12 protein-coding genes and 1 riboswitch are annotated in these 17,247 nt (G+C 61.7%); of the genes, 6 read left to right on the top strand and 6 right to left on the bottom strand.

Annotation, left to right across the window (positions count from 1 at the left end; all coding sequences use genetic code 11):
* Window positions 1–268: 268 nt before the first annotated feature.
* From BMZ66_RS20880 to fdhD, 3 genes are all read right to left on the bottom strand, one after another.
* The gene (locus tag BMZ66_RS20880; protein WP_092678040.1) at window positions 269–2,824 is read right to left on the bottom strand and encodes an FdhF/YdeP family oxidoreductase; all 2,556 of its coding nucleotides are present in this window, start codon (window positions 2,822–2,824) and stop codon (window positions 269–271) included.
* Between the two features lie 321 nt (window positions 2,825–3,145).
* Window positions 3,146–3,469 (bottom strand): DUF7009 family protein, encoded by a 324-nt coding sequence (locus tag BMZ66_RS20885; protein WP_092678042.1) that lies wholly within the window; start codon window positions 3,467–3,469, stop codon window positions 3,146–3,148.
* Window positions 3,470–3,553: 84 nt separating this feature from the next.
* Entirely contained in the window at window positions 3,554–4,438 is an 885-nt protein-coding gene (gene fdhD, locus BMZ66_RS20890) for a formate dehydrogenase accessory sulfurtransferase FdhD (RefSeq protein WP_092678044.1), read from the bottom strand.
* Window positions 4,439–4,720: 282 nt separating this feature from the next.
* Here fdhD and BMZ66_RS20895 point away from each other — a divergent pair, with 282 nt between their 5' ends.
* From BMZ66_RS20895 to BMZ66_RS20920, 6 genes are all read left to right on the top strand, one after another.
* Window positions 4,721–5,332 (top strand): RNA polymerase sigma factor, encoded by a 612-nt coding sequence (locus tag BMZ66_RS20895; protein WP_092678046.1) that lies wholly within the window; start codon window positions 4,721–4,723, stop codon window positions 5,330–5,332.
* A gap of 139 nt (window positions 5,333–5,471) precedes the next feature.
* A complete protein-coding gene (locus BMZ66_RS20900) occupies window positions 5,472–6,500 on the top strand; it encodes a FecR family protein (RefSeq protein ID WP_143080322.1) in 1,029 nt (342 codons plus the stop codon).
* Window positions 6,501–6,554: 54 nt separating this feature from the next.
* Entirely contained in the window at window positions 6,555–9,656 is a 3,102-nt protein-coding gene (locus tag BMZ66_RS20905; protein ID WP_092678050.1) for a TonB-dependent receptor, read from the top strand.
* Window positions 9,657–9,798: 142 nt separating this feature from the next.
* Window positions 9,799–10,707: an AEC family transporter gene (locus BMZ66_RS20910; RefSeq protein ID WP_092678052.1), complete on the top strand. Its 909-nt coding sequence runs from the start codon at window positions 9,799–9,801 to the stop codon at window positions 10,705–10,707.
* Window positions 10,708–10,800: 93 nt separating this feature from the next.
* Window positions 10,801–12,114 (top strand): cation:dicarboxylate symporter family transporter, encoded by a 1,314-nt coding sequence (locus BMZ66_RS20915; RefSeq protein ID WP_092678054.1) that lies wholly within the window; start codon window positions 10,801–10,803, stop codon window positions 12,112–12,114.
* Between the two features lie 139 nt (window positions 12,115–12,253).
* A complete protein-coding gene (locus BMZ66_RS20920) occupies window positions 12,254–13,420 on the top strand; it encodes a putative sulfate/molybdate transporter (protein ID WP_234795191.1) in 1,167 nt (388 codons plus the stop codon).
* A gap of 53 nt (window positions 13,421–13,473) precedes the next feature.
* On the opposite strand, the gene BMZ66_RS20925 is transcribed toward BMZ66_RS20920, so the two are convergent.
* The 3 genes from BMZ66_RS20925 to BMZ66_RS20935 all read right to left on the bottom strand — a co-directional run bounded on the left by BMZ66_RS20925 (window position 13,474) and on the right by BMZ66_RS20935 (window position 17,218).
* Window positions 13,474–13,887 carry an acyl-CoA thioesterase gene (locus BMZ66_RS20925; RefSeq protein WP_092678058.1) on the bottom strand — a complete coding sequence of 138 codons (414 nt, stop codon included), beginning with the start codon at window positions 13,885–13,887 and terminating at the stop codon, window positions 13,474–13,476.
* A gap of 143 nt (window positions 13,888–14,030) precedes the next feature.
* A riboswitch (cobalamin riboswitch) is annotated at window positions 14,031–14,254 on the bottom strand.
* A 54-nt stretch (window positions 14,255–14,308) separates the two neighbouring features.
* Window positions 14,309–15,886: an MDR family MFS transporter gene (locus tag BMZ66_RS20930; protein ID WP_234795192.1), complete on the bottom strand. Its 1,578-nt coding sequence runs from the start codon at window positions 15,884–15,886 to the stop codon at window positions 14,309–14,311.
* A gap of 99 nt (window positions 15,887–15,985) precedes the next feature.
* The gene (locus tag BMZ66_RS20935; RefSeq protein ID WP_092678060.1) at window positions 15,986–17,218 is read right to left on the bottom strand and encodes an MFS transporter; all 1,233 of its coding nucleotides are present in this window, start codon (window positions 17,216–17,218) and stop codon (window positions 15,986–15,988) included.
* Between the last annotated feature and the right edge of the window lie 29 nt (window positions 17,219–17,247).

Genomic DNA, 17,247 nt, shown 5'->3' on the forward strand with positions numbered 1-17,247 from the left:
GTATGCGATGCGCATTTTACGCATTTCCCTCAACCTTGCTTCTAAAGATACGATTAGGGCGGTAAGTAGTCGCTGAAATCGATTCAATCGGACTCGTTCCATCAGCAACCATTACCCCTAAAGCCCTATTTCTACTTATGCCCAGACTCACTCCTGCGGCCCCAAAAAAGCCCCGACACCTAGCGGTACCGGGGCTTTTTTGGGGCCGCAGGAGTGAGTCTGTGAAAAATTGTTATTCCCCTGGTAATGCTTCTGCTACAGCAGGCTTTTACTCCGCCATCATGGCCTCGCGGGCCTTGACCCGTTTCTCGTTGTTCACGGCCGTGGGCACCACCGTCACCACCACGTACTTGGAGGTGGGCGTGTTGCTGACCTTGGCCACGCTGGAAATGGGCACCAACGGGTTGGCCTCCGGGAAATAGGCGCAGACGTTGCCCTTCGGGATGTCGTAGGGCACGGCCACGAACTTTTCGACCCGACGCTCCTCGCCCTTAAAATGGCTGGTGATGTCGATGAGGTCCTTGGCTTTGATGCTGCGGGCTGCCATGTCCTCGGCGTTCATGAAGAGCACGCGGCGCTCGCCGTGGATGCCGCGGTACCGGTCGTTGTACTCGTAGATGGTGGTGTTGAACTGGTCGTGGCTGCGCACGGTCATCAGCACGAGTTGGTCGGGCTCCAGCGTGTGCTTTTCCAGCGTAGTGGTGCTGAAGTTAGCCTTGCCGTTCTCGGTGGTGAATTTGCGCTCCCGCGGGCCGTTGGGCAAGTAGAAGCCACCGGGCTTGCGCAGCTTCTCGTTGTAGTTCTCAAACCCGGGAATCACGCGGGAGATGTGGTCGCGGATAACATCGTAGTTCTCCGTCATGGCCACCCAGTCGGCGATGTTGGTTTTTTCGCCCAGCGTGGCAATGGCCATGCCGCTGATGATGGCGACTTCGCTCATCATCTCGCCGGCCACGGGCACCAAAACGCCCTTGTTCTGGCTGACCACGCCCATGGAGTTTTCGCAGGACGTTATCTGTTGCCCGGACCTCTGCATGTCGATGTCGGCGTGCGTGAAGCAGGGCAGTAGCAGGCTGGTTTCGCCGGTCACCAGGTGGCCGCGGTTGAGCTTGGTGCCCACATACACGGTTAGTTTCTGCCGGCGCATGGCTTCGGCTATCATCTCGGTGTCGGGGCCGGCGGCCAGCAGGTTGCCGCCCAGGCCGAAGTACACCTTGGTTTTGCCCAGGCGCATGGCCTTGATGGCTTCCACCACGTCAAAGCCATCTTCGGTGGGCGGAGTGAAGTTGAACTCCTTGCCCAGGGCCTCGCGGAATTTTGGCGACACCCGCTCCCAAATGCCCATGGTGCGGTCGCCCTGCACGTTGGAATGGCCCCGCACCGGGCAGGTGCCCGCGCCAGGCTTGCCAATGGCGCCTTTCATGAGCTGCAGGTTCACAATCTCCTGAATGGTTTGCACGCCCTGGCGCTGCTGCGTGACGCCCATAGCCCAGCAGGTAATAATCTTCTGCTTGTGGGCGATGATGTTGGCCGCCTCAAGTAACTGCACCCGCGAAATGCCACTTTCGGACTCAATGTCTTCCCAGCTGGTATTGCGGATGTTTTGCTCAAACGACTCAAAACCGGTCGTGAACTCATCAACAAACTTGCGGTCCACCACCTGGCCGGGGTTCATGTCCTCGGCCTCGAAGAGGTGCTTCATGATGCCGCGCAGCAAGGCCATGTCGCCGTCGACGCGCACTTGCAGAAACACGTCGGTGAGTTGGGTACCATCGCCGAGCAGCGCGCCCAGGGCCCGCAGCGGATTCATGAAGTCCTGAGGATTTTTGAAGGCCACCAGACCAGCTTCAATCAGCGGGTTCACGCTGATGATTTTGGCACCGTTGCGCTTGGCTTTTTGCAGGGCCGAGAGCATGCGCGGGTGGTTGGTGCCGGGGTTCTGGCCGATGACAATGATGACTTCCGCTTCGTGAATGTCGTTAAGCGTAACGGAGCCTTTGCCCAGGCCCAGCGTGGGACTGAGGGCCGAGCCGCTGCTCTCGTGGCACATGTTGGAGCAGTCGGGCAGGTTGTTGGTACCGAACTGCCGCACAAACAGCTGAAACAGGAAAGCAGGCTCGTTGGGCACCTTGCCGGAGGTGTAGAACACGGCCTCATCGGGCGAAGCGCAGGCGTTCAGGTTGTCGGCGATAATCTGGAAAGCATCGGGCCAAGCGATGCGCGAGTAGTGGTTATCGCCGGGGCGCTTCACCATGGGGTGGGTGAGGCGCCCGGCGTTGTTCTGGTCGCGGTCGGTCAGGCGCGAGAGCTCGGCCAAGCTGTACTTGGCAAAGAACTCCGGGCCCGCGGGCCGGTGGTCGGCGTCGGAGGCACTGGCTTTGGCGCCGTTTTCGCAGAACTCGGCCACCGAGCGGTGCTCGTCGGGGTCGGGCCAGGCGCAGCTCGAGCAGTCGAAGCCATCTTTCTGGTTCATCTTCAGCAGCACCTGCGTGCCGCGGCTCACACCACTCTCGCCCCAGCTGAACTGCATGGACTTGATAACAGCCGTGACACCAGCCGCCACCTTGGGCTGGGGCTCGAGCTTGAGGCCGGTGAGGGCTTCCGGCGGCTGCGCCAGAATGGGATTCAGGTACTTGGCACCGGCTACTTCGGGGGCGGGAATGTGGGCGTGCACGTGCGTCCTATTGGGGTCAGAGGTGTAGTTATTGGGCGCCGGGGCTTTGCCTTGGTCGGGGCGCTCGCCGCTTTTGGGCGCGTTGTCTTCAGCTCCTTGCTGGTGGGTTTTGCCAGCTTTGCTGGGGTCTTCAACTGGGGAGTCTTCCATAGTTTCGGGTGGGAAAAGTGGCAATGTGAGAAGCAAGGCGAGACAACAGCCTAATAAAGTGCCAGCCCAGCTTTTTCAACCACCGGAGCTGGCGGTTGTTTCAAGCTAGTGCCGTGAGTCCAAGCAATGTAGTGGAATTTCGTCACTGACACTGCCAGGTGGTGTCCGGGCTATTATCCAGACGAAGAAGCGGCCCCGGGAGTTGCGACCCGCCGAGTGGCTGGCGCTTGTCGACTCTAGAATGCCCCGCACCGGCCGCCGTGCCGCATATCAGCAGGTGGGGCGTGAGCGGCTACAAAACCGCATGGCTCCTCTGGCGAGCTAATGTTTGCAGTCCAAATCTTTCTCCACCAACACCTTCAGTGGTTGGCTCTCGCCCATCATGAGCGTGGCAGAAAGGCCGTTTTGGTCGGTGCTGGTCCACTGCGTGGCCAGGGCGGCCGGCACCTTCACCGTGATGGCGCCCGCGCCGTGGGTAATGCGGAATTCTTCTGATTCGGAGCGTTCCAGCGCGTAGGTCAGGTTTTCGCGTTCGGAAAGGCCCAGCGGCACCACCACCGCAACCCGGCCGGTTTGGGCAAAGTGCGCCACTTCGGTTTCGGAGAGGCGGAGGCGAATGGAATGGTCTTCGAAGCGGAGTTTCATAACAATTGGGTTGAAAGCAGGAATGAGTGTTTACGAAGAAAAACAGGCAAGGACGGTCTGACTCATATTATAATAACCTACCGTTCAGCTCTGTTCCTGACCGCTGATAATCCGCCAGGCGCCACTGTAAATATTGTAGCGCTGCTGCCGCACGAAGCCTAATACCGTCATTCCAAAGCTTTCAGCGGCCTGCACCGCCAGGCTGCTGGGGGCTCCTACGGCCGCAATTATGCCAATGCCCGCCGCCGCCGCTTTTTGCACCAACTCAAAGCTGACGCGGCCGCTCACCAGCAGCACATGCTGGTGCAGAGGCAACCAGTCGGCCAGCAGCGCAGCTCCGATGACCTTATCCAGAGCGTTGTGGCGGCCCACGTCTTCGCGCAGCAGCAGCAGCTCGCCAGCGGGCGAAAACAGCGCCGAGGCGTGCTGCCCGCCGGTTTGCTCGAAGCCGGCTTGGGCGGCGCGCAGGCGCTCGGGCAGTTGATGCACGGTGTCGTAGGCGAGGTAGGGGCCGTTGGTGGGCAGCACGGGGCAGGAGGCAGTGCGCACAGCGTCGATGCTGGTTTTGCCGCACACGCCGCAGCTGGAACTGGTGTAGAAATGCCGCTCCATGGCCGCAAAATCGACCTTGACGTGGGCGGCGAGCTCGGCGCGGGTCACGTTGCCGGCTTCTTCGGCTTTCTGCACGTCGGGGCAGGGAATGATGCCCAGCAGGTCGGCTTTTTGCTGAATAATGCCTTCGGTAAGCAGAAAGCCGGCGGCTAGCTCCTCGTCGTGGCCGGGCGTGCGCATGGTGACCGACAAGGTGCGGTGCTGGCGCTGCCCGTCGGCCTCGTAGCCCACGCGGATTTCCAGCGGCTCCTCGGCCGCGAGCTGGTCGGAGGCCGACACGGGCGGGCCGGCGCCGCTCACTTTCTGAATGGTGGCAAACTCGTAGCTGGCGGCGGGCAACAGAATAGCGGGCTCCATAAATAGCAAGAAAACGAAAGGTATAATAAAACGAAAACGGCAACGGGCCCGACAAGGCTGAATAGCGAGGCTAAACAGGGTTGCCACTACTAAAAAAAATCCGCAATCGATTTCGGTACTAACAAGCACATATTGTGGGATTAAAACAGTATATTGCAGTAGGATGTTAAGAGCATTATTTGCCAAGTGCTTGGCACTTCTCTTTTAAGCTAGTAATACCGTTCCTCACCGCTTCTATTCTATCAGTCCAACGCTTTAGTCTATTGCTTAATCAAGCATCCCATGCGCGTGTTGTCCTCAACGAGTACCGCTGCTACCCTCGCTACCTGGGACAATGATGAATTGGTGCGTGCGCTAGCGCAGGATGACGAAAAGGCCTTTGCGGAGATTTATGAACGGTATTGGCAGCCCCTACACCAACAAGCTGTGCGCAAGCTGGGCCGCCACGAAGATGCCGAAGAAGTGGTGCAGGACTTATTTGTGACGCTCTGGAACAAGCGCCACACTGCCAACATCCAGCAATTGGATAGCTACCTGTTTTCAGCACTGAAATACAAGGTGATTGATTGCGTGCGGGCCCAGCTGGTGCGCAAAACCTACGCTGCCAGCAGCCCGAACCGCTTCAACGCTCCCAACTGCTGTACCGAGGAAACCGTGGCCGCCACCGACCTAACGCAGGCGCTCGATGCCAGCTTGCGCAACCTCCCCGACCACTCCCGCGAGGTGTTTCGGCTGAGCCGGCAGGAGCACCAATCGGTGCCGGAAATTGCGGCCCGCCTCCAGGTTTCGCCCAAAACGGTAGAATACCACCTGTCCCGCTCGCTGCGCCTGCTGCGGGCTTACCTGAGGGACTTCTTGGTAGTGGGTCTGGCGCTGGTTCAGCTTTATAACTAAGCCGCTATCTGAATAGGCAAAAGGAAAGTCACGCTTTGCACAGCCTTTCGCAGGCGCCAAAAAATATTTTTAGCTGAAGACTAGGGATGTAACCTGCTGAGCCGACTAGGAGATATGGCCCCGCTTGGGCTGGCTCTCCATGAAGAAACCCTACTTAGCAGAACTACTCAAGCGCTACCTGCACGACGATTGCACCGAGGGCGAAGCGTGGACCGTGGAGCAGTGGTACGAAGCGCGCGACATGCCCCGGCCCACACCCCCCACGCCAGCCGAAGCTAACGCCGCCAAGGCCAGGATGTGGCGCCAAGTGCAGGCCCAGGTGCAGCCAAAGCCCGCGCTATGGCACTCGCCTGCACTGCGCTGGGCCGCGGCGGCTATTGTGGTGCTGGGTGTTGGGCTTTCCGTGCTCGTGGCCCTGCAGCGGCCGGCCGTGGGCACTAAGGCTGCTTTGAGTAGCGCCGCGGTGGTGCGCTTTGGCGCCGCCAATGGCTGGATTACCTGCACCAACCCAACCACAAAAGCAACCAAAGTCGCCTTGGCCGATGGCAGCACCGTGACCTTGCAGCCGAACAGCCGCCTGCACTACCCCAAGCGCTTCGACGGTCCGGACCGGCGCGTGACGCTCTCCGGTGAAGCCTTCTTTGAGGTGGCGCACGACGCGCGCCACCCCTTCCGGGTGCTGACCAACAAGTTGGAAACCACCGTGCTGGGCACCAGTTTCACGGTTCGGGCCTTCCCCGGGCAGGCCGAGGCAGCCGTGATGGTGCGCACCGGCCGCGTGCGCGTAGCCCCCAGCCCCGCGCCGTTGGCCGATGCCCAGCGGGCAACCCCGGCCGCCATTGTGCTGCTGCCCAACCAACAAGTGGTGTATTCGGCTGCCGCGCCGGAGCTGCGGCGCGAGCTGGTGGCACAACCGGCCCAGCTCGCACCCCAGCTGCTCACCTTCAACGAGCGGCCGGTGGCCGAGGTGCTGGCCTCGCTCCAGGCGGCGTACGGCGTGCCCATTCTCTACGACGGCGCCGCCCTGGCCAACTGCACCGTGAGCCTGGCTTTTGGGCGCGAGTCGCTCTTCGACAAACTGGACTTGCTCTGCCGAACGCTTGGCGCCAGCTACGAGCGCGAAGACGAGAAAATCGTCTTCCGCAGCCGCGGCTGCCACAGCGAATAGCGCACGGCCACACTTTCTCTTCATCTCAAAATTCCCACCAAATCCATTTCTTTTATGAACCGTTCCTTACTGTTTTTTCGTCCTCTCGGGCGGGTTTATCATGCGGCGCTGGTGGTGCTGCTTATGCTGCTGGCTGCTGAAGCCGCGGTAGCCGGCGGGCCAAACGGGGACAATATTCTGGCCCGCCACGTGACCATCAGTCTTGCCGAACAGCCGGTAAAAACGGTACTCAGCACCATCGAAAGCCAGGTTAATATTCACTTCCTATACAGCCAGCAGCTCATTGGTGCCGAGCGCCGCGTGAGCGTGGAAGCCGTGGACCAGCCCCTGAGTGGGGTGCTGCATTCCTTATTCGGCCCGCTGAATATTAAGTACGAAGTGGTGGCCAGCGGCATTTTGCTGGCCCCCCTAACCCTCACGGTTACGCCAGCGGTGCTGGCGGCCGATGTGCCCATCAGCGGCCGGGTACTCGACGGCGATGGGCAGCCCATGGCGGGCGCCACCGTGCTGGAACAGGGCACCAACAACGGCACTGGCACCGATGGCCAGGGCCGGTTTTCGCTGCGGGTGCAGCCGGGCGCTACGCTGGTGGTTTCGGCTATCGGCTTCAAAACCCAACAAATTGTAGTGGGCACCCGCGAATACTTTGAGGTGCGCCTGGCCATCAGTGCCACCGACCTGACTGACGTGGTGGTGGTGGGCTCGCGCGGCCTGCCCCGCACCGACGTGGAGCGCCCCTCGCCCGTCGACGTGCTCAACGCCCGCGAGCTGCAGGCCACCGGCCAGGTCGACCTGGGCCAGCAGGTGCAGTTCAACTCGCCCTCTTTCAACTCGGCCAAAACCGGCGTGAATGGCGTGGCCAACTACGCCGACCCGGCCACGCTGCGCGGCCTCTCGCCCGACCAGGTGCTGGTGCTGGTAGACGGCAAGCGCCGCCACCAGTTTTCGGCCCTGAACCTGAACGTGACCGTGGGCTCGGGCACGGTGGTAACCGACCTGAACGCCGTGCCCGCGCTGGCCATTGAGCGCATTGAGGTGCTGCGCGACGGCGCGGCCGCGCAGTACGGCTCCGACGCCATTGCCGGCGTTATTAACCTCGGGCTAAACAAGAGCACGGGCATTGCCACGGTGCGCACCCAGTACGGCATTACCAAGGAAGGCGACGGCGCCCAGTACCTGGCCGGCGCCAACTACGGCCTGAAGCTGGGCAAAACCAACCCCGGCTACCTCAACATGACGCTGCAGTACCAGCGTCAGGAGCAAACCAATCGCAGCGACAACTACGTGGGCGGCATTTATACGGCTTTTCCGGCGCTGCCGGCGCAGCCCTCGGCCACTCAAATCGCGAATGAAAACCGCATCCGGACGGAACGGGGCAGCATCTACCCCCAGGTGGGGCAGCCCTTCACAGTAGGCGTGTATGGCAGCAACCAGGCCAATATTTACCAAGGCTTCTACAACCTAAGCGTGCCCGTGGGCGGAGCCGGCTGGTCGGTTTATAGCTTTGGCGGGTATTCACGGAAGGACATTCTGGCCTACGGCTTCTTCCGCAACGCCCAGCCCAACAACGTAAACTACAGCCCCCGCCACCCCAACGGCTACCTGCCCGAACTGCCCGGCCGCAGCGACGACTACTCGGCCGTGGTGGGCCTCAACCGCAAGCTGGCCGGCGGCTGGAACCTGGACTTCAGCACCGGCTACGGCTACAACTTCCTGGACCTGAACGCCAACAGAACCGCCAACCCGTCGATGGGGGCTGACTCTCCCACTGATTTTTTTGTGGGCCGCAGCGCCTTTGGCCAGAGCACGAGCGAGGTAAACGTGTCGCGCAACTACGAGGGATTGTTCGGCACCCAGTCTTTCAACGTTGCGTTGGGCAGCCAGTTCCGCGTCGACCGGTTTGAGTTGGAGCGGGGTAGCCCGGAATCGTACTTCGTGGGGCCGTTTGCCCTGGCGGCGCCGGCTACCCCAACCACCCCCGCCCGCACGGCCAAGGCGCCCGGTTCCAGCGGCCGGCCCGGCATTGCGCCCGACGACGAAACCAACACCACCCGCACCAACGTGGGCGTGTACGTAGACGTGGAAAGCGACCTCACCGAGCGCCTGCTGCTGACCACGGCCCTGCGCTATGAGAACTACTCGGATTTTGGCAGCAACATTTCGGGCAAGTTTGCTTCCCGCTTCAAGATTACGGAGGGTATTTCACTGCGCGGCTCCATCAACCGCGGCTTCCGGGCCCCGTCGCTGCAGCAAACTTTCAACAGCGTAACCACTTCTACGGTGCAGAGCGGCGAAATCGTGCAAACCAAGCAGCTACGCAATAACGACCCGCGCTTAGTGCCCCTGGGCGTGGCCGCCCCCAAAGCCGAAACCTCCTGGAACTACAGCGTGGGCGTGGCCGCCAAGCTCACCGAGAACGTGCTGTTTACCCTCGACGCGTATCAAATCGACATTGCCGACCGCATCATCAACAGCGAGCGGCTGATTAAGGGCAGCGCGGCCACCAACACGGGCATCCGGGCCCTGCAAACGCCCGCTTTCACCGACATCAGCGAAATCCGCTTCTTCACCAACGCCATCGACACCCGCACCCGCGGCATCGACTTGGTGACCACCTACAAAACCGATTTCAGCGAGCGCAGCCGCCTGAGCACCAGCCTGGCCCTGACCTTCAACGCCACCAACATCGTGGGCACCCGCGACACGCCCGCCGCGCTGCAGGCTGGCACCCCCAACCGCATTCTGCTGATTGACACCGTGAGCATCGGGCTGATTGAACGCGCCCAGCCCCGCCAGAAGATACTGCTCTCGGCCACGTATTCATTTGGCAAGTTCAGCATCACGCCCCGGGCTTCGTACTTCGGTTCGGTTACGGCGTTTGAGAAGCCGGTGGCCACGGCGGCCCGTCCCAACCCGCCGCACATCAGCCAGAAGTTTGCCGGCAAGACGCTGTACGACTTAGCCCTGGTGTACAACCCCGCCAAGGTGGTATCGGTGACGCTGGGCGCCAACAACATCACCAACGTGTATCCCGACAAGGTGGACGCCGCCCGGTTTGCCAGCTACTCTAACGGCGAAATTCCCTACTCGCGCAACGTGGCGCAGTTCGGCTTCAACGGGGCCTACTACTACGCCAACGCCACCCTGACGTTCTAACGGGCATTCGGACTTATGGTAATGAACGTCATGTCGAGCGCGGCCGAGACATCTCGCGTGCAGCAGTAATTTAATCGGTACAACGACGCGAGCGAGATGTCTCGGCTGCGCTCGACATGACGTTCTTTCATTTCCCAACCCCATGACAAACCTGGTTCTGCTGCTGGTATGCCTAGGGTTGGGCGCGGCGCTGCGGCGCTGGCGGCTGGTGCCGCCCGGCTCGCACGTCATCCTCAATCAGGTACTCATAGCCGTGCTGCTGCCGGCCCTCACCTTTCTGCATTTGGCGGAGGCCCAGCTCGACCAGCGGTTTTTGCTGCCCATGCTCATGCCCTGGCTGATTTTTGGGGCCGGCTGGCTGTTTTTCGCGGTCCTGGGACGGCACTTAGCGCTGCCCCGCGGCACGGTGGGCGCCCTGATTTTGACTGGTGGAATTAGCAGCGTGTCGTTTGTGGGGTTTCCCATTTTTGAAATGCTCTACGGCAAGCCCGGCCTTGAAATGGGCATAGTGATGAGTCTTGGTGGCTCGATTTTGATTTGTGTAACGCTGGGCGTAGTGGTGGGCTCGTGGTACGGGGAGGCCAAACCGTCGTGGCGCGCCATGGGCTTGAATGTGCTGCGGTTCCCGCCATTTTTAGCCTTCGTGCTGGCCGTGGGGGCCAATGCGGCGGGCTACCGGCACCCGGCCCTGGTGCGCGGCGTGCTGGAGCGGCTGAGCTCGCCGTTTCCAGTTATTGCCCTGCTTTCGGTGGGCCTGCAAATGCGCTTGGTAGTGCCCCGGGCACAAGTGCGACTGCTGAGTCTCGGGCTGGGCTACAAGCTGCTGCTGGCGCCTTTGCTGGTGTGGGCCGTGTACCAGGGCCTGGCTCAGCGGCACGGCTCCACGGTCGACCTTTGCGTGCTGGGCGCCGCCATTGGCCCCATGAACACCGCCGCGGCCGTGGCCGACCGCTACGGCCTCGACCCGCCCCTGGCCGCCCAAATGGTAGGCCTGGGCATTCCGCTCTCGCTGCCGCTGCTGGCCCTGTTGGGATGGTGGCTGAACAACTAAAGGCCGCATGCCGGCCAATTGGGTTCCGACTACCCATTTTTACCCTTTCAAACCAGGCTGGCTCCCTTCTGGCCCGCCCTACGCTCCCAAGTCATGACACTACAAAAACTCACCCGCAACCTCACCCTTTGGGTGTTGTTGGCCATTGTGGCCGGGGCGCTGCTGGGGCACTTTGCGCCGCCCACTGCCGTGAGGATGGAATCGCTCGGCAAGGGCTTTATCGATGTGGTTAAGCTGTTCATCAACCCCATCATCTTCCTCACCATTACGCTGGGCATCAGCACCATGGGCGACCTTAAGAAGGTGGGGCGCATTGGAGGCAAGGCCTTGCTGTACTTTGAGATTGTGACTACGCTGGCGCTGCTCATTGGCGTGGTGGTGGCGGCCGTGGTGCGCCCCGGCGATGGCGTGGCCGTGGGCAGCCTGAGCGGGGCGGCCGTGGGCGAGTACACCAAGCGGGCGGGCACGTTTTCCTGGGGGCATTTCCTGGCCGACAACCTGACCCTACAGGTGCTGCTCATTGCCATCGTTCTTGGCATTGCCCTCAGCAAGTATGGCGGCCGCAAGCCCATCATTCACGTCCTGAAAACCGCTTCCAAATATGTGTTTCGGGGGCTGCACTTTGTGATGCTGTTCGCGCCCATTGGGGCATTTGGCGGCATGGCCTACACCATTGGCAAGTACGGCATTGCCACGCTGCTGCCCCTGGGCAAATTGATGGTGACGGTGTACCTGACCATGGCGGTGTTCATTTTCTTGATTTTGGGCAGCATTCTGCGCTTTGCGGGCATTGGCATGTGGTCGTTTCTCAAGTACATCAAGGCCGAGCTGCTCATTGTGCTGGGCACTTCGTCGTCGGAAGCCGGCCTGCCGGGCCTCATGGAAAAGCTGGAAGGCATGGGCTGTGCCCAGCCGGTGGTGGGGCTGGTGGTGCCCACAGGCTACTCCTTCAACCTTGATGGCACCACCATCTACCTCTCTCTGGCCACGCTGTTTTTGGCCCAGGTGTTCCACGTCGACTTATCGACCGGCCAGATTATTACCATGATGGGCATCCTGATGGTCACCAGCAAGGGCGCTGCCGGCGTGGCGGGCAGCGGCTTTGTGGTGCTGGCCAGCACGCTCACGGCCATGAAAGTGATTCCAGTGGAAGGCCTGGCCCTGTTGCTGGGCGTGGATAGGTTTATGTCAGAAGCCCGCTCCATCACCAACTTCATTGGCAACGGGGTGGCCACCATCTTCCTGGCCCACAACGAAGGCGCCCTCGACCACGACATGGCCGAAGCCGTGCTGGGCAAACGCCTGAAGCCCCTGCGCCTGAACTTCCGGCGCCGGCGCGACCTAAGCAGCGGCGAATACCTGGGCGAAGTAGCCGAGGAAGTAGCCGAAAAAGCCGAGCCGCAGTAGCCGCAGTAGTGCGAAGTAGCGCGACCGTGCCCGGCAGGGACTCTGTAGTTCGCGTCCCCACGCCGTTCAACGGATTCGAAATGCGCGGGGACGCGAACTACAGAGTTCGCGCTACTGCCCGACCTTTGCCCCTGTGGAATTGCCAACACTCACTCGCCCCGCTCCTGCCCGCCCGCCCATTCGCTTCGACCGCAACGAACTGGCCGGCGCCTTTGGCGACTTAGGCACCGACTTACCGCTACTCATCGGCGTCATTGCCGCCTCGGGCGTGGACAGTGCCGGCGTGCTCATCCTGTTCGGGCTGATGCAGGTGTTTTCGGGACTGTGGTACCGCATGCCCATGCCCGTGCAGCCGCTCAAGGCCTTTGCCGCGCTGGTGATTGCCCAGAAGATACCGGGCCGCATCATTTTTGGGGGCGGACTGGCCATTGGGGTCAGCATGTTTCTGCTTTCGGTAACGGGGCTGATTGATGCACTGGCGCGGCTGGTGCCCAAGCCGGTGGTGCGGGGCATTCAGTTTGGGCTGGCCCTGCAGCTGGCCACGCTGGCGCTTAAAGAATACGTGCCTGCCTATGGCGTGCCGGGCTTTGCGCTGGCGGCCGTCGCGTTTGTGGTGACGGTGGCGCTACTGGGCAACCGACGCTGGCCGGCTGCCCTGGTCGTCATTGCCCTGGGCGTGGCGTATGCACTGGTTTTTAGGCTCGATTTGGCTACAGCTCAGCGAGCAATAGGCCTGCACCTGCCCTCCTGGCACATTCCCCAAACGGCCGATATTCTCACCGGCGCCGTGCTGCTGGCGCTGCCCCAGATACCGCTGTCGCTGGGTAATTCGGTGCTAGCCACGCGACAGATTGCGGCCGACTACTTCCCGGAACGCAACCTGACGGTGCGCAAAATCAGCTTCACGTATTCGCTGATGAACCTGGTGAGTCCTTTTTTCGGGGGCTTCCCGGTGTGCCACGGCTCGGGCGGCATGGTGGGGCACTACGCGTTTGGGGCCCGCACGGGCGGCTCGGTGGTGATATACGGCGGGTTGTTTTTGGTGCTGGGCTTGTTTTTCAGCCAGGGGTTTCAGCAGGTGGTTCAGATATTTCCGCTGCCTATTCTGGGCGTGCTGCTGCTGTTTGAGGCCCTAACTCTGGCAACGCTGCTGCGCGACATGAGCGGCCGGCCCGCCGACTGGCTGGTGGCGCTGCTGGTGGGCCTGCTCTGCGCCGGGCTGCCCTATGGCTACCTCGTGGGGCTGGTGGTAGGCACGGCCGTGTACTACGCCATGCAGCGCGGCTGGGTGGGGCTAGGTAAGTAAAGACGCGGCCCGCCGACCTTTTGAGCGCTGGCAGGCCACGTCAGGATTCTCATTTAGGCTGCGGACACCACATCCGGGCCGGGTTCCAGAATGCACAAGGGCCGCTTGTGCTCGTCTACGGCTACAAACGTGAATAGGCCCGTGACGGCCTTGTGGCGCTCGTCGGAATACATCTGCTCCACAAACAGCTCAACGCGCACTTTCAAACTGGTTCGGCCCACGTGTTCTACGGTGCCCACCAGCTCCACCAATGAGCCGCCCGGAATGGGGTGCGTGAAATCGACCCGCTCGGAGGAAACGGTGACCATTTTCAAACGCGAAAAGCGAGTGGCCGTGATAAAGCCAACCTCGTCCATGAGCATAAGGGTGGTACCGCCGAAAAGGGTATCGTAGTGGTTGGTGGTGTTGGGGAAGACGGCTTTGAAAATACGCGTCTCGGCGCGGGCAATGCGGTCGGCAAGGAGCATGGGTCGGGGCAAAAAAGGTGGAAACGACTTTGGCTTGCTTTCAACCCAGTTTGCTTTGAACCCGCCACCGGATGCACCACGCCCCAGCCACGCCCAAGCGCGGCGGCACTGCACAGCCGATGCCAGCCCCAAAGCGCGAGGGCAGCATCACTCGGCGGCCGGCAGGTCTCCTGACTTGTTTCGGGTGAGCCCCACCCTTCTCGGCCCGCATACAGCGAGCCAATGGGCATGTGCGGGGCCACCTGCTCCGGCCCACCCGGGCCGGGAAATTTACAGTAGCGCGTCTGTTCGGGAGTTGCACCCGATTCCCTTTTAATTTCCGTCGGGGCCGAGGCCCCGGCCGAAAACCGTCCGCTGATTGAAGGAAATCAAACCGAAAACCAACGAGGCGAAGGTAGTCGGTTTTCCAGCAACTGCCGGCTCACTCCGCGGGCGGTGGGGCCTCGCCATGCGTCTTGCGCAACGGCAGCTCCGGCACAAACAGCGTCATCAATAAGGCGCATGACACCAGAAAAATATTAACCAAGTACACCCGCGAAATGGCTTTTGAAAACGCGGCCCGCATCTGCGGCGAAGCTGCACTGCCACTTGCAGCGGCTGGCAATTCCGGTCCCTCGCCTATTACCCTTTCCTGCACCGGCGTCAGGGGGGGCGTGCCTGCGGCGGGCATGTATTGCGCCAGCGTGAAGGTGAGCACCGCGCCCAGCACCGAGGCCGTGATGGCCCCGCCAATCTGCCGGAAAAACTGGCTGGCCGAGGTGGCCTGGCCCAACAAGTGCGGCTCAATGGCGTTTTGAATGGCCAGCGTGTAGAGCGGCATGGTGGGCCCCAGCCCGATGCCGCACAGCAGCAAATAGCCCAGCACTTGGTAGTAGCTCACGTTTTCGGGCATGGTGGCCAGCAGCGAAAGCCCCCCGAGCAGCACCACAATGCCCGCTAGCATCCAGCGCTTGTAGTGGCCGAAGCGCGACACCATTTGCCCGGCCAGCAGCGAGCCCGCCACCACGCCCATCGAGAGCGGAATGAGGCTGACGCCCGCCCGAGTGGCCGAAGCTCCGAGCACGTTCACCATAAACAGGGGCTCAAAAATGATGATGCCCAGAAACGCCCCGCCCAGCAGAAACAACGCGGCGTTAGCCGTGCGAAAAACCGGGTTTTTAAACAGGCTGAAGTCGAGAATAGGGTTCTCGTGGCGCAGGCTGCGAAACACGAAAGCGACCAGAGAAGTCACCGCCACGGCCAGCAGGCCCAAGGTAAAAGGGCTGGTCCAGCCGTACTCGGCCTTGTTCAGCTGCAGGGCCGTCACCAGCGGCACCAGGCCCAGCATGAGCAGCACGGCCGAGATGTAGTCGAAGGGTTTGGGCTGGCTGCGCGGGCGCAGGGCCGGCATCTGCGTCAGAATAAACCACAGCGCTAGCAGGCCCAGCGGCAGGTTTACGTAGAACACCAGCCGCCACCCTTCCACGCCCGGAATCAGGTTGCTGCCGTGGTCGGTGAGAAAGCCGCCCAGGAAGGGCCCGAGCACCGACGAGGTACCGAACACGGCGCCCGTAAAACCCTGGTAGCGGCCGCGCTCGGCAGGTGGAAACAAGTCGGCGATAATAATGAAGGCCATTGCAAACAGCCCGGCGCCCCCCAGCCCCTGCACGGCCCGAAAAATCACCAGCTGGTTCATGCCATCGCCGATAAGCGGCAAGGGGCCAAACTCGCCCGCCAGCCCGCACAACATGGAGCCCACGAGGAAAATAATGACAGCTGTCACCTCAATCTTGCGGCGCGAGTACATGTCGGCCAGCTTGCCGTAGATGGGCACCAGGGCCGTGCTCGCCACCAGATATGCGGTGGCCACCCAGGTAAACCGCTCTAGGCCGTTCAGTTCATTCGCGATGCGCGGCAGGGCCGTGGAAACGATGGTTTGGTCGAGCGCGCCGAGAAACATAGCTAGCAGCACGCCGGCAAACGTGAGCATCTTCTGGCGCTGGGCAAGGGTATTCGGCAAAGCAGCAGGGGTAATGAGTTGAAAGCGCTGGGCGGCCTGTTGAGAAATGTCGGACTTCTCCTACTCGTACTTACCCAAACATGTTGCTTGCGGGCCGCCTTATTCCGCAGCCACGGGCACGGCGGCCGCGGGCACCAGCGCCTCGGGAACCGCCGCACCGATGCGGCGCACCACCAACAAACTAAGCAAGTTGCCGGCCACGGCCATGTAGCCCACCCATTCGAAATGCAATAGGCTGCCGCCAGCGGTTTTGACCACGATGAGGCCGGCCAGGTAGGCCGCCGTGCCCGCCGCCAGCTGCTGCACCGATGAATTCAAACTCATAAAGGAGCCGCGCTGCTGAGGCGGCACCACGCTCGTAGCCAAGGCCGTGGCCGGCACAAACCGCCCACTGACCGCAAACAGCAGCGCCGCCAAAAACAGCACCTGAGGCAGCGGCGCGGGCGTGAGCCGGGTGAGAATTAACATCACCGGCAAGGTGGCGAGCGTGAACAGCGTGAACACCGGCACCTTGCCGTAGCGGTCGGACAGCCGCCCCGCCAGCGGCGAGGTAACGAGCGTGACGGCCCCGCCCACCAGGTACACGTAGCTCAGCTGCGCATTGGTGAAGCCCACGTTGCTCACCAAATAAGGACTCATGAAGGAAATGACGCTGAAATGCCCCAGCATCATCAGGGCCGTGAGCAGCAGGGCGAAGCGCACCGAGGCATTGCGGAACAGCCCAAACACTGCCGCGGCCCGCTCGCCAAATGGCACCGCCCGGGGACCGATGTGCCCGCGCATGTCGGGCATCACGAAGTAGATAACCGCCCAAATAATCAAGCTCAGCCCACCCAATACGAGGAAGGGCAGGTGCCAGGAGAAGTGGCTGGCCAGGTATAGGCCCAGCGGCACGCCCACCACCGAGGCCACCGAAAACGCTCCCATCACGATGCCAAGGGCCTGCCCCCGGCGACTTTCAGGCACGGCGTCGCCCACGGTGGCCAGCACCAGCGAGCCCAGTACCCCACCAAACGCCCCAGTGAGCACCCGCGCCGCCACCAGCCAGCCGTAGCCGGGCGCCAGGGCACACGCCACCGTGCCCAAGCCAAAGCCCAGGTACAGGGCCAGCAGCGCCGTCTTACGGTTGAAGCGGTCCAGGAAAAAGGCCGCTGCCAGGCCCGTAGTCCCCGCACTGAAAGTATAAGCCGAGATAACCATCCCAAACTGCCTGGGGCTAATGCCAAGCTGCGGCATCAGCTGCGGCCCCAGCGGCATCATTATAACGAAGTCCAGAATGTTGGTAAACTGCACGGCTGCGAGCAGATATAGCAGCAATTTTTCTTGTTTCATAGCGGTGCCCGTGTGGGCATAAATAGCAG

The sequence above is a fragment of the Hymenobacter arizonensis genome, assembly GCF_900115775.1.
In the GTDB taxonomy this organism is placed as follows: domain Bacteria; phylum Bacteroidota; class Bacteroidia; order Cytophagales; family Hymenobacteraceae; genus Hymenobacter; species Hymenobacter arizonensis.

Excerpts from the sequence above, each read along its gene's own strand:
- fdhD (WP_092678044.1), bottom strand. The coding sequence starts at position 4,438 with ATGGAGCCCGCTATTCTGTTGCCCGCCGCCAGCTACGAGTTTGCCACC.
- BMZ66_RS20885 (WP_092678042.1), bottom strand. The coding sequence starts at position 3,469 with ATGAAACTCCGCTTCGAAGACCATTCCATTCGCCTCCGCCTCTCCGAA.
- BMZ66_RS20895 (WP_092678046.1), top strand. The coding sequence starts at position 4,721 with ATGCGCGTGTTGTCCTCAACGAGTACCGCTGCTACCCTCGCTACCTGG.
- BMZ66_RS20900 (WP_143080322.1), top strand. The coding sequence starts at position 5,472 with ATGAAGAAACCCTACTTAGCAGAACTACTCAAGCGCTACCTGCACGAC.
- BMZ66_RS20910 (WP_092678052.1), top strand. The coding sequence starts at position 9,799 with ATGACAAACCTGGTTCTGCTGCTGGTATGCCTAGGGTTGGGCGCGGCG.
- BMZ66_RS20935 (WP_092678060.1), bottom strand. The coding sequence starts at position 17,218 with ATGAAACAAGAAAAATTGCTGCTATATCTGCTCGCAGCCGTGCAGTTT.
- BMZ66_RS20925 (WP_092678058.1), bottom strand. The coding sequence starts at position 13,887 with ATGCTCCTTGCCGACCGCATTGCCCGCGCCGAGACGCGTATTTTCAAA.
- BMZ66_RS20905 (WP_092678050.1), top strand. The coding sequence starts at position 6,555 with ATGAACCGTTCCTTACTGTTTTTTCGTCCTCTCGGGCGGGTTTATCAT.
- BMZ66_RS20880 (WP_092678040.1), bottom strand. The coding sequence starts at position 2,824 with ATGGAAGACTCCCCAGTTGAAGACCCCAGCAAAGCTGGCAAAACCCAC.
- BMZ66_RS20915 (WP_092678054.1), top strand. The coding sequence starts at position 10,801 with ATGACACTACAAAAACTCACCCGCAACCTCACCCTTTGGGTGTTGTTG.